The 12855-nt window shown below is 43.8% G+C and carries 13 protein-coding genes; 10 read left to right on the forward strand and 3 right to left on the reverse strand.

Annotated features, from left to right (window positions below; genetic code table 11):
* Window positions 1-216 precede the first annotated feature (216 nt).
* Complete coding sequence (locus AC13DA_RS10210) at window positions 217-1593, forward strand: ribonuclease J (protein ID WP_284451258.1); 1377 nt, start codon at window positions 217-219, stop codon at window positions 1591-1593.
* A gap of 34 nt (window positions 1594-1627) precedes the next feature.
* Window positions 1628-2050 (forward strand): PilZ domain-containing protein, encoded by a 423-nt coding sequence (locus AC13DA_RS10215; RefSeq protein ID WP_284451257.1) that lies wholly within the window; start codon window positions 1628-1630, stop codon window positions 2048-2050.
* A gap of 6 nt (window positions 2051-2056) precedes the next feature.
* Here AC13DA_RS10215 and AC13DA_RS10220 read toward each other — a convergent pair whose 3' ends face one another.
* Complete coding sequence (locus AC13DA_RS10220) at window positions 2057-2272, reverse strand: hypothetical protein (protein WP_284451256.1); 216 nt, start codon at window positions 2270-2272, stop codon at window positions 2057-2059.
* A gap of 61 nt (window positions 2273-2333) precedes the next feature.
* Window positions 2334-2759: a gamma-glutamylcyclotransferase family protein gene (locus AC13DA_RS10225; RefSeq protein WP_284451255.1), complete on the reverse strand. Its 426-nt coding sequence runs from the start codon at window positions 2757-2759 to the stop codon at window positions 2334-2336.
* A gap of 56 nt (window positions 2760-2815) precedes the next feature.
* Here AC13DA_RS10225 and AC13DA_RS10230 point away from each other — a divergent pair, with 56 nt between their 5' ends.
* Window positions 2816-3748: a patatin-like phospholipase family protein gene (locus AC13DA_RS10230; RefSeq protein ID WP_284451254.1), complete on the forward strand. Its 933-nt coding sequence runs from the start codon at window positions 2816-2818 to the stop codon at window positions 3746-3748.
* Here AC13DA_RS10230 and AC13DA_RS10235 read toward each other — a convergent pair whose 3' ends face one another.
* Window positions 3749-4663: a LysR family transcriptional regulator gene (locus AC13DA_RS10235; RefSeq protein WP_482945921.1), complete on the reverse strand. Its 915-nt coding sequence runs from the start codon at window positions 4661-4663 to the stop codon at window positions 3749-3751. It lies immediately after the preceding gene.
* 110 nt (window positions 4664-4773) lie between these two features.
* On the opposite strand from AC13DA_RS10235, the gene AC13DA_RS10240 reads away from it, so the two are divergent.
* From AC13DA_RS10240 to rbbA, 7 genes are all read left to right on the forward strand, one after another.
* Entirely contained in the window at window positions 4774-5157 is a 384-nt protein-coding gene (locus AC13DA_RS10240) for a DoxX family protein (protein WP_007144944.1), read from the forward strand.
* A 25-nt stretch (window positions 5158-5182) separates the two neighbouring features.
* Window positions 5183-5761 carry an FMN-dependent NADH-azoreductase gene (locus tag AC13DA_RS10245; RefSeq protein ID WP_007144945.1) on the forward strand — a complete coding sequence of 193 codons (579 nt, stop codon included), beginning with the start codon at window positions 5183-5185 and terminating at the stop codon, window positions 5759-5761.
* A gap of 19 nt (window positions 5762-5780) precedes the next feature.
* Window positions 5781-6623 (forward strand): pirin family protein, encoded by an 843-nt coding sequence (locus AC13DA_RS10250; RefSeq protein ID WP_007144946.1) that lies wholly within the window; start codon window positions 5781-5783, stop codon window positions 6621-6623.
* A 115-nt stretch (window positions 6624-6738) separates the two neighbouring features.
* Window positions 6739-8361, forward strand: coding sequence for a phosphoethanolamine transferase (locus AC13DA_RS10255; protein WP_284451252.1), 1623 nt, complete (start codon window positions 6739-6741; stop codon window positions 8359-8361).
* A gap of 7 nt (window positions 8362-8368) precedes the next feature.
* A complete protein-coding gene (locus AC13DA_RS10260; RefSeq protein ID WP_284451251.1) occupies window positions 8369-9055 on the forward strand; it encodes a phosphatase PAP2 family protein in 687 nt (228 codons plus the stop codon).
* Window positions 9056-9143: 88 nt separating this feature from the next.
* Window positions 9144-10124, forward strand: a complete 981-nt coding sequence (locus tag AC13DA_RS10265) for an HlyD family secretion protein (protein WP_284451250.1) — start codon at window positions 9144-9146, stop codon at window positions 10122-10124.
* 7 nt (window positions 10125-10131) lie between these two features.
* Window positions 10132-12855 carry a ribosome-associated ATPase/putative transporter RbbA gene (gene rbbA, locus AC13DA_RS10270; protein WP_284451249.1) on the forward strand — a complete coding sequence of 908 codons (2724 nt, stop codon included), beginning with the start codon at window positions 10132-10134 and terminating at the stop codon, window positions 12853-12855.

A 12855-nucleotide genomic window follows, 5' to 3' on the forward strand; every position in this document is an offset into this window, starting at 1 on the left:
AAATCAATGACTTACAAAAAAGCAGCCGGCAATTATACCATTGTTGCCCTATGAACGAATCACTGTGCCGAAACTCCTTAATTTTAAAAGAATAATGGAGAAAAAATCCCTTGTTGTAGTGACGTTAATCTATTCATTGTACGTATGATATTTTCCTATCTGTTGAAACCCTGCCAAACTAATAGTCACGATAGCAAGTAATAACAAAGGACATCTATGACACCTGATGAGTCTGATTTCTGGTTTTTACCTTTGGGAGGAACCGGAGAAATAGGGATGAATCTCAATCTGTATGGCCATGATGGTCGATGGCTGATGGTTGATTGCGGGGTGACCTTCGAAGTCAAAACCGATATTGATGGTGAACCGATAGAAGGGGCTCGAGCAGAAATACAAATGGCTGATCCACAATTTATTGTGGATCGTCGAGAGCAATTAGACGGCCTTATTATCACCCATGCCCACGAAGATCATATCGGGGCTGTGCCGTATTTATGGGAACGATTCCGTTGTCCTATTTACACAACGGCTTATACGGCTGAAATCTTACGCCGAAAACTGGCTGAGGCCGGATTAATAAAAAAAGTGAAAGTCCATATTGTTGAAGCGCATGCATCAAGACAAATAGGCGTATTCAATGTGCAGTGGATTCAGCTGACACATTCTATTCCCGATCCCTTTGCTTTATTGATTACAACCCCTGTTGGCAAAGTATTTCACACCGCCGACTGGAAGCTGGATTCAGGCCCTGTGGTCGGTGAGGCGTATAGGGAAGAAGATTATTCCCGGTTGGGAGAACTGGGGATTGATGTGATGGTTTGTGATTCGACCAATGCTAATGTACCTGGCTGGTCAACTTCGGAGGCGTCTTTATACAAAGGCTTAAAACACCATGTAGAGCAGGCTAAAGGACGGGTTGTTATAACCTGTTTTGGCAGTAATATTGCCCGATTACGAACGGTGGCGGATATTGCTAAAGAAACAGGACGTCATTTAGGTCTGTTGGGACGCTCATTATTAAATACCCATGCGGCGGCAAAACGAGTTGGTTTGTGGAATGGCATTGATACCTTTGTTGATCCTCATCATTTAGGTTTTCTGCCGCGAGATACGGTTTTATTAGTCGCTACAGGTAGTCAGGGCGAACCGCGAACAGCACTGAGCCGGCTGAGCCAGAACAGTTTTCGTGATATTGAGCTGGAAGCCGGTGATACCGTTATTTTCAGTTCTAAAGTCATTCCTGGAAATGAACTCCCGATTGAGGCATTAATTGAACGGCTAAAGGCAATGAATGTGGACGTGATTACCGTGGATAACAGTCGACTGGAAATCCACGCTTCAGGTCATCCGGCTATGGAAGAACTGAAGGCGATGTATCGTTGGGTTAAGCCAGCTTGTGCTATTCCTGTACACGGTGAGTTTCAACATCTCAGAGCGAATGCCCGACTGGCAAAATCAGTAGGGGTTCCTGAGCAACTCGAAGGCAAAAATGGTGACTTATATTACATAGCGCCTGTAAAAGGCATCCGACGTGATGCAGTAAAAACAGGACGATTGGGTCTTGTCCAGAATAAATTGAAAAAATTGTTTTAATCACATTGTTATTAAATAGCGATAAGCTAACAAAATGATAGAAGAACTGAGACGGTTTATACGCCACCCAAGTAGCGTGCCTATCCAGATTAAGCTAGGTGAGCAGCATCAACAACGTTCGCTGAAAGATGTGAGTAAGGGTGGCCTGTGTTTTTGTTCAGCTGAGCCCATAGCTGTCGGCACGCTGGTTGAGATCAATATCCTGGCCTGTAAGCCGGCATTTACGGCAAAAGGTATTATCAGTTGGTGTAAACCTGAAGGAAATCAGTACCTGGTAGGGGTTAACTTTCAGAGTAAAGCTATGACTTATGCACTCAGAATGGTTGAGCAGATTTGTTATATAGAAGATTACAGAAAACGTATTAGTGCTAACACCGGGCGTCAGTTAACCAGTGATGAAGCAGCGTTAGAATGGATTCAGAAATATGCGGCAGACTTCCCGATATTAAACGAGTAAACCATGTCAGGCTTTTGCTTCAAAGCGTTGTGAGCGGCGATCGGATGAGACCCGACGTTCGATAAATGGTCTTTGATTTCGTTTTCTACGATCATAGCGTTGTCTACGATCACTATTGTTGGCTGGTTTTGCTTCTTGAGCAGCAGGGCGAGCAGGTTCAACCTGTGATGGCGGGCTGATAGTTATCATCGTATTGTGATATAGCTTAGGTATCTCGTTCATTTTTCGCTGAAGATGAGTTATATAAACAAGCTATCGGATTGATTTTTCTAAGCTTTAGAATTTATTTTGTGTCAGCATATTCCATTAGAAACTGGCCGTTTTTAATACGGGGCTTATTGCTTAAGGGATATTGATAAATATAGGTCCAGGCAAGCGATAGACTGACATCGGCAGCGTGTGGTTGGATAGTGATTAACTGACGCTGGTATTCATGTGGTTCAGGGAAAGATGAGGAACATTCTTCATAATCATCCAGTTGACTGAGCACCCAACTGGCATTGGATAGTTTATAGAGTTCGCCATAGACGATGTCGTCTTTGCTCTCAGAGAGAATGGCGCCCGGATAGTAGTCAATAAGGTAGAGTTGGCCCTGCATTGAGGCACGACAAATAAACTCACTATGTTTGGTAAGTAACTGCGCCATTGAATGATTGGTGTCTTTCATCAATGTGCCGTACACAAATAAATAGGTATTTTGTTCAGTCATTACTTTATTAATCTTTTTTATCTATATGATAAATATAACAAACTATAGGTTTTAAGTTGAGCGAAAAATTAAAGGTAGGCCTGGCATTAGGAAGTGGGGCAGCGCGTGGCTGGGCACACATTGGCATTATCAGACAGTTAGAAAAACTGGGTGTTACTCCCGATATTGTTACAGGTACCTCAATAGGTGCATTGGTTGGTGCAGCTTACGTAGCGAATAATATCGACAAATTGAATGATTGGGTACTGCGGTTGGATAAATTGAAAACTGCTCAGTATTTTGCGATTAATCGCTCACTGCAAGGCTTCGTTAATAAAAACCGTTTACGCAGTTTTCTTAATGAATACGTGGTGGAACAGGATGTTGCCATCGAAGATGTACAAACGCGTTTTGCTACTGTGGCGACAGATTTATACAGTGGTCGTGAGATATGGAACACACGGGGCAATATAATGGATGCGGTCTGGTCATCCATGTCCTTACCTGGATTATTTCCAGCGATTAAACACAATAACCGTTGGCTAATAGATGGTGGCTTGGTCAATCCTGTCCCCGTCTCTTTATGCCGTGCTTTGGGCGCCGATGTGGTGATAGCCGTTAACCTTAACAGTGGCATCGTGGGTAAACATTTTAGAACGGATACTGATGATAGCGAGCCCGAAGCAACTCTCGATCTCCCTACCAGTTGGACTGGCAAAGTCAGTCATATGGTGGCGGATTACACCAATAACTTATTTCCCAAACGACGTGAAGAAAAAGAAGAAGCACCTGCATTATTAGACGCCATTGCGGCATCGATTAATATTACGCAGGATCGTATCACCCGAAGTCGTATGGCGGGTGATCCACCAGAAATTATTTTAAACCCACGTCTCTCCCATATAGGAATTCTGGAGTTTTATCGTGCTGGTGAAGCCATAGAAGAGGGTATTGCCTGTGTCAAACGTCAGCAAACAGAGCTGGGTTATTATTTGCCAATCGATAAATGATTATCTGGCAGGACACTCCCAGTTTTTCAGTTTGGCAAAGTAGTCACGTAAGAAATCGATTAATATTCTGACTCGGTGAGATAAAAAACGTGTTTGAGAATAGATGGCATAAATCCCGACCTCTTTTTGAACCAAGGCATCATCCAGTATGGTAATGAGTTTGCCGGACTTGATTGCCGGGTAGGAAATAAAATCCGGCGTCAAGATTAAGCCTTTTCCAGTTATACAGACATCTCGCAGGTATTCGCCATTGTTTGATGAAAGCACGGTTGGTAAATTCACAGAAATGGCTTGGCCCTGATAATCCAGTAATGACCAACTGCTACTGACGTGGGAATAGTGCAGCTTCACATGACCGTAGAGAAGATCTTCTGTTTTTTCTGGTAAGCCATTTCGAACAAAGTAATCCGGGCTGCCACAGATTTGTAATCGTGTTGAAGCCAGTTTACGAGCGATTAAACTGGAGTCAGTTAAGTTCGATATACGAATGGCTAAATCTAAACCCTCAGCGACCAAATCTTGGTGTCTGTCGCTAAAGTCGATATCAAAAATGATTTCCGGATGGATCAGATTAAATTCACGTAAAGCTGGACTTAAATGCATCAAACCAAAACTAATGGGTGCAGAGAGCCTGATATGTCCAGACAGCGATGTTTGCTCATTACCTAAAGCATGTTCAACCTCATAAATATCATCAAGAATACGGACGCAATGCTGGTAGTAACTGCGACCGGCATCGGTGAGCGTTTGTTTACGCGTTGTTCTTTTGAGCAAGCTGATACCCAGTCGTCTTTCTAAATCTGTTAAACGTTTGCTGATAGCAGATTTGACCGTATTCATTTGCTCTGCGGCTTTGGTGATACTGCCAGCTTCAACTACCCGCACAAAACATTGCATTTCTTCTAACTGACTCATTTGTATTGTTCTCTATTTGGTAACAATAAGTTCATTAATACACTGTTTTATAAAAATATGGAAACGATAAACTGTGAACCATCAAGACAACACAACAAAAAGGAAAAAACATGAACGCAGTAACAGGATTATCAACAGTCACAGGTCGTTTTTTATTGAGTCTGATGTTCATTTCAGCCGGCATTGGAAAACTCGGAGCAGGTTACGAAGCGACACAAGGCTATATGAGCATGATGGGAGTACCGACATCACTGTTGCCTTTGGTGATTGCAACAGAAATTTTAGGTGGTTTGGCGATTTTATTTGGTTTTAAAACGCGTATCGCTGCTTTCTTATTAGCTGGGTTTACCGTCATCGCAGCCGCCATCTTCCACAATAATTTTGCTGATCAAATGCAGAGCATTTTGTTTATGAAGGATTTAGCCATTGCCGGTGGTTTGTTGTTACTGGTGGCTAATGGTGCGGGTAATTTAGCTATCGACAATATTAAATAATGTTATCGAAAACAGGAGAATAAACATGAATAACACGATTTTACATATCAATAGTAGTGAACGTATTCAGGACTCTGTGACACGCCAGGTATCTGCTGAACTGGTCTCGCAACTACAAAAGCAGTCTGGGCTAGCTATTAAATCTCGTGATCTAGCGAAGGGTATTCCGTTTATTAACGAAGATTGGATCCATGCCAATTTTACCGATCCGGAGCAACGTACTGAGCAAAATAGACAGGCTTTAGCTACCTCGGACCAACTGGTAGAAGAATTACAAGCAGCCGAGATACTGGTCATTGCATCGCCTATCTATAACTTTAGCGTACCAGCCGTATTAAAAGCCTGGATCGATCAGGTGGCGAGAGCAAGAGTCACATTTCGTTACACTGAAAATGGCCCAGAAGGTTTATTGAAGGCGAAAAAAGCGTATCTGGTGATGGCTTCTGGCGGCGTGCCTCTGGGTAGTGAAGTCGATTACGCTTCTACTTACCTGAAGCAGGTCATGAATTTTCTTGGAATTCAGGATGTCACTGTGGTGGATGCAGGCAGTCTGATTCAAGAAACAGAAACACTCACACAAAAAATTGCTGATATTGTCAGCTAATATCTATTAGGAGAATGTGATGACTCAGACAAGGGAATTAAGACAAATCATCAACGGAGACCGGGTCTCAGATGGCGCAGGTGTTCAGCTGACGCGTATTATCGGCTCACCACATCTCAATATGCTTGACCCTTTTCTGATGTTTGATGCCTTTGGTTCAGATAAGCCTCAGGACTATATTGCTGGCTTTCCTCCACATCCTCATCGTGGCTTTGAGACGGTGACCTACATGTTAGAAGGTCGTATGCGTCATGAAGACAGTGCAGGCAATGCCGGGGTAATTGAGACCGGTGGTGTGCAATGGATGACGGCAGGCAAAGGGATTATTCATTCGGAAATGCCAGAGCAGAAAGAAGGACGCTTAGCGGGGTTCCAGTTGTGGGTTAACCTGCCGGCAAAAGAAAAGATGAGTGAGCCTAAGTATCAGGAGTTTGATGCTGAGCAGATTCCGGTAGCCAAATTGGATAATGGCACCGAAATCAAGGTCATTGCTGGTCAGACAGATAGTGGCGTGAGTGGTGTGATTAATAACCCGTTTGTTAATCCCCTATACCTGCATGTGTTTTTACCTGCGGGAGTCACGTTTGAGCAGACAGTGAAGGAAACGGACAACACGTTTTTGTATCTGATGAAAGGTCAGATACAGATCGGCGATAAACAGCGACTACTTAATGCTGGTCAACTTGCCGTATTGGAGACAGGATCAAAAGTGCGTGTCTACAGTGAACGTGATACTGAGTTTGTGCTGGTATCAGGGCAGCCTTTGAAGGAACCTGTCGCCAGGGGAGGACCGTTTGTGATGAACACGCGGGAACAGATTGAACAAGCCTTCGATGATTATCGTCAGGGTCGGTTCGCTTAAGTTTTGTTTGTTTTGCTAAGGAAAAGCCACTGATTTGTCAGTGGCTTTTTTGTTTAAGTATTTTTTAAGTTGCAGGGATTAATCTTGGCCAAAATTAATTTGGTTGAGGTTTATCATGCGTCGTGCGATTTCTTCTCAGTATCTAGTATTACTGTTCTCAGTGCTCTTGATGCTTGCTTATAACAATGGTTTGTGGGGTGGCATCGTTCAGGCAAATCAATTAATCACCCAACATAATCTGTTGTTTTTAGGTTCATGTGCCATCTTCATGACGGCGCTGTTTAATTTAATATTTAATTTGGTGTCATCCCGATACTTGATAAAACCGATTTTGATTTTCATTGTGTTATGTTCCGCCGCCGCCAGCTATTTTATTGACAGTTATGGTGTGCATATTGACAGTTCGATGATTCAGAATGTGTTAGAGACGGATACCGCAGAAACAAAAGAATTATTGAGTCAAGATTTCATTATTCATTTTCTGTTATGGGGTATTTTGCCGGCATTTTTAATTGCTAAACTACGGATTGCCCATGTCCGTTGGACAAAGCAATTACTGATGAGCTCGTTTTCTATCACCATGAGTATTTTAGCCATGGGCTTGGTTGCTGCTTTTTTCTATCAGGACTACGCTTCTACCTTCCGCAATCACCGGGATTTACGTTATTTAATCAATCCCACCAGTTATATCTATGCGGTCACCAAAATTGCCAAACAACAGTTTGCTGAAGCCGATAAACCACTGATACCTATTTCACAAAATGCCGCGCTCGGCAGCTTCGCGCATGAGAAAAAACACCGTACAGTAACAGTCATGGTGGTGGGGGAAACTGCCAGGGCAGAATCGTTTCATCTGAATGGTTATGAGCGTGAAACAACCCCAGAGTTAGAGAAAACCAATAGTCTGTATTTTAATAACGTTTCGTCTTGCGGTACGGCGACAGCTACTTCAGTGCCATGCATGTTCTCACAGTTTTCTCGTGATGATTATGACGATGAAAAAGGCCATGGTTATGAAAGTGTTCTGGACGCTATTTCTGCTGCCGGTGTGAAGGTCAGCTGGCTGGATAATAACAGCGGCTGTAAAGGTGTATGTGATCGCGTTGAGCACCAGAAAGTGACAGACGTTAATCTGGCAGAGTTATGTCCTGATGGTGAGTGTTATGACGAAGTGTTACTCACTAATCTGAAAGCGCTGGTCGCGAAGTCTGACGGTGATCAGTTGATTGTGTTACATCAGAAAGGCAGCCATGGTCCGGCCTATTTCAAACGTGTACCAGTAGCCTTTGAAAAGTATAAACCGGTGTGCCAAACCTCAGAGTTACAAAAATGCTCTAATGAGGAACTCAGAAATGCGTATGACAATACGATTTTATACACCGACCATGTGCTCGCTCAGCTGATTCAGTATCTGGATAATTTATCTTCTCAATCGATTGATACCGCGATGATTTATGTGTCTGATCATGGTGAGTCCTTAGGTGAACATAATCTGTATCTGCACGGCACACCTTATTTTGCAGCACCTAGCCAGCAAACCCATGTACCTATGGTGGTGTGGCTGTCAGATAACTATGAACGTGACTATCACATTAATCCGCTGTGTATGAAAAATGAAACCGGTAAAGCGGTCAGCCATGACAATATTTTCCATTCATTGTTAGGCATGAACAATGTCTTACTGCCAGGTAAATATGACCCTGCTTTAGATATCTTTGCCAGCTGTCAGCATAGCTAAATCAACTATGCAAAATCATCTGGTAAGACTATGGGGCCTGTATTTTATTCTGATCAGTTTTATTGCTGTCACAGAGCTGGATAAATTAGTCGCCAACATCTGGTATCAACTTGAAGGCGGCCAATGGCAATTGAAGCATTATTGGCTGACACAAACCTGGTTACATGATGGCGGTCATGACCTGGCAGTCATCCTGTTTATCCTTGTATTACTTAGCTATGTCATCAGTGTTTTGACGCGATATTTATCACCATATCGTCATGTTTTAGCTTATCTAAGTATGAGTATTCCACTATCGACACTGACAGTGAGTGCGATAAAAAGACTAACCGAGGTCGACTGTCCCTGGTCTGTGATCGAATTTGGTGGAGACAGGCCTTATCAGTTCTGGTTGCATAGTTTATGGTCGCCATTGGAAGGCGCAGATCATTGTTTTCCAGCTGGTCATGCAAGTTCAGCTTATATGTTTTTTGGGGTGTATTTTGTCAGCAAGCAACTTTTCCCTCAGCATGCCAGAAACGTGTTGTATGGCATCATCGTATTAGGCGTGATTTTCGGGGTAGCTCAGCAGTTACGGGGGGCGCACTTCATCAGTCATGATCTCACCTCAGCATTTATATGCTGGACAGTATCCTGGTTATTATGGCGTTTCTGGCCAATTCAAAAATTGAAACAGGAAGTTATTCACGAATAGATGATCCAAGTCATTTCAGTTATTTCGCTATTGTGTATTATTAGGTTTAGCATTCATTCCGATAACGCCTCAACACAGAAGACAACACATGCTGCGATTACGAAATTTAATTTTGTTACTGATAGTGATTGCCGTGGCCGCGGCGAGTTATTACTGGAAATCTGAACAAGAGCTGACATTACCGAGTGGTTTTGCCGCAGGTAACAGCCGTATTGAAGCCACTGAAGTCGATGTGGCGACAAAAACGGCAGGTAAAGTGGAACAAATTACGGTGAATGAAGGCGACTGGGTCACCCAAGGTCAGGTGCTGGCGGTTATGGATACCGAACAAGCCAAGGCCAGTCTGGCGGTAGCCAATGCTAATCTGAATAAAGCGAATGAATCCAAAAAATATGCCCAGGCCATTCTGGCACAGCGGCGCAGTGAAGTTACCCTGGCAAAAAAAGAGCTTGAACGCACGCAAGCCTTGGTAAAAAAAGGCCACCTTAGCCAGGAAGTGATGGACCAAAAAGAAACACAAAAGGCGACGGCACAGGCAGCCATGCAAGCGGCCTCGGTACAAGTCGCTGAGGCTCAAGCTGCGATTGAAGCGGCTAAAGCTGAGGTGACAAAAGCACAGGTGGTGATTGCGGATAGCCAATTAACGACGCCGCGTAATGGCCGTGTTTTATACCGCTTAGCTGAGCCAGGTGAGGTATTAGCTGCTGGTGGAAAAGTGGTGACATTAATAGATGTCAGTGATGTCTATATGTATCTGTTTTTACCGACGGACCAGGCGGGACAAACGCGGGTTGGTGCAGAAGCTCGTATTGTCGTTGATGCTTATCCTGATTTTTCTATTCCTGCCCATGTGTCTTTTGTGGCGCCTCAGGCTCAGTTCACGCCTAAATCAGTCGAAACTGAAGAAGAGCGCCAAAAGCTTATGTTTCGGGTAAAAGTGAAAATTGAAGAAAGTGTATTAAAAAAATACGCAGAACAAGTTAAAACCGGGGTGCCAGGTGTGGCGTACATCAAATTAGATGAAAGTGCGCCGTGGCCAGAGAAAGTGCCACCACTTATCACATACTGATCTGCTCATGTCTGCAGAAACGGTAGTCAGCTTAAAAGACGTCAGTCACCAGTATGGTGATACACAGGCGTTAAAAAATATCTCCCTGGAAATCCCTTCCGGACAACGCGTTGGTTTTATTGGACCTGACGGTGTCGGCAAGTCAACCTTATTAGGCCTTATTGCTGGGGTAAAAAAAGGTCAGAGTGGTCAGTGTCTGGTTATGGGCACTGACATCCAGAATAATAAGCAACGAACAGAGATGTGTTCAAGAATTGCTTACATGCCGCAAGGTTTAGGTAAGAACCTGTATATGACCTTGTCGGTACATGAAAATCTATTATTTTTTGCTCGCTTGTTTAATTTACCTGCTGATGAGCGCGAACAACGTATCCAGCTGTTATTAAAAAGTACTGGTCTGAGTGAGTTTCGTGATCGTCCAGCTGGCCAGTTATCGGGCGGTATGAAACAGAAACTCGGATTGTGTTGTGCTTTAATTCATAACCCCGACCTGTTGATTCTTGATGAGCCGACCACCGGTGTGGATCCCTTATCGCGGCGTCAGTTCTGGACGCTCATCGACCGGATTCGCGCTCAGCGTCCACAGATGAGTGTGTTAATTGCAACTGCGTATATGGATGAAGCGGCTGGCTTTGATTTTCTCATTGCCATGGATGAGGGTGTGGTCATGGCTACAGGCACACCAGAAGCACTTATTGAACAGACGGGACAAGACAATCTCGATCAAGCGTTTATTGCGCTATTACCCGAAGATAAACGCCAGGGACATAAGGCCGTCACTGTTCCACCACGACAACAGTCAGAGAAGATTGCTATTTCAGCGAGAAATTTATCCAAGACATTTGGTAACTTTACTGCGGTTGATAACGTTAACTTTGAAATAGAGCGCGGTGAAATTTTTGGTTTCCTTGGGTCTAACGGCTGCGGTAAAACCACTACCATGAAGATGTTAACGGGATTATTACCGACAAGTTCTGGTGAGGCGCTTTTATTTGGCGAACAGGTGGATGCCAATGATATGGCGACTCGCCGCCGCGTAGGGTTTATGTCACAAAGCTTTTCTTTGTATGAAGAACTTTCTGTCAGTCAAAATCTATTTTTGCACGCCCGTTTATTTAATTTAGCCCAGGATTATCAACACCAGCGTGTTGAGACGTTATTAAAAGAATTTGAACTCGAGCGTTATCAGAAGCAGTCAGCAAAGGATTTACCCTTGGGGATTCGGCAGCGTTTATCGCTGGCAGTGGCGATTATCCATGAACCAGAAATTCTGATTCTGGATGAACCGACATCGGGTGTTGATCCCGTGGCACGTGATGGGTTCTGGGAGCTATTGATTGGCTTATCCCGTGAGCAAGGCGTCACTATTTTTGTTTCCACTCACTTTATGAACGAAGCCCAGCGTTGTGATCGGATTTCATTAATGCATGCAGGTAAAGTGCTCGCTACTGACTCACCAGCTGCCTTATGCAAAACAAAAGGGTTTGAGACTTTAGAGGAAACCTTCATTGCCTATCTCACGGAACAACAAGCAGATGATGGGGATAATAGTCAGCTACTGGCAGAAAATACACTTTCCGAATCACAACATAAAAAAAAGCAAAACCGTTTTTCGTTGACTCGTCTACTGGCTTATAGCTTGCGGGAGACATTAGAGATTGGCCGTGATCCGGTTCGTCTGGTGTTTGCCTTTTTAGGGACAGTGATTTTGATGTTTGTGCTCGGCTATGGCATCAGTCTTGATGTAGAAGATATCGCGTTTGCGGTGATGGATCGTGATCAGTCACCTGAAAGTCGGGACTATATTCAAAGCCTTGCCGGCTCGCGTTACTTTGACGAAAAAACGCCTATTTTGTCAGATGCTGAGATGGATGAACGCATGCGAAGCGGTGATATCAGTATGGCGATAGAAATTCCACCCGACTATGGCAAAGATATGCGCCATGGACAACAACCCAGTGTCAGTGTTTGGGTGGATGGTTCGATGCCTTATCGCGCTGAAACCATAAAAGGTTATATTCAGGGCTTTCACCTCAGTTATTTATCCGAGTTGAGTCTCCGCCAGTTTGGCATAAAAGTGTCACCCAGCTATCAGCTTGTCTCACGCTATCGCTACAATCCTCAGGTCGAAAGTCTGATTTCAATGGTGCCAGGTGTCTTGCCGATATTATTGTTGATGATTACTTCGATGCTGACGGCATTATCGATTGTGCGTGAAAAGGAATTGGGGTCCATCACTAACTTTTATGCCACTCCCGTTAATCGGCTTGAATTTCTGATGGGCAAACAGTTGCCCTATATTGTGATTGGCATGATGAATTTTCTGATGCTGATGTGGCTGGTTTATATGGTCTTTGATGTGCCATTAACCGGCAGTTTTTGGGCATTACTGGTCGGGACATTTCTTTATATTGTTGTCGCTACCTGTATGGGACAGTTTATCTCTGCTTTTACTAAAACACAGATTGCTGCCATTTTTCTAACCATGATCACCAGTATTGTGCCTTGCGTGAATTACGCCGGACTGATTAATCCTATTAATTCATTAGAAGGGGCAGGCTATGTGGTGGGGCATATCTACCCAGCTTCTTATTATCTGTTGATTTGTCGCGGTGCCTTTACTAAGGGCTTAGGTTTTGATGAATTAAACGCGTTTTATTGGCCCATGGCACTGGCTATTGTTGTTTTGATGTGTCTGAGTTGGTTGCTACTCAAAAAGCAGGATAAATAA

It is taken from the genome of Methylophaga sp. F-2, assembly GCF_056859315.1.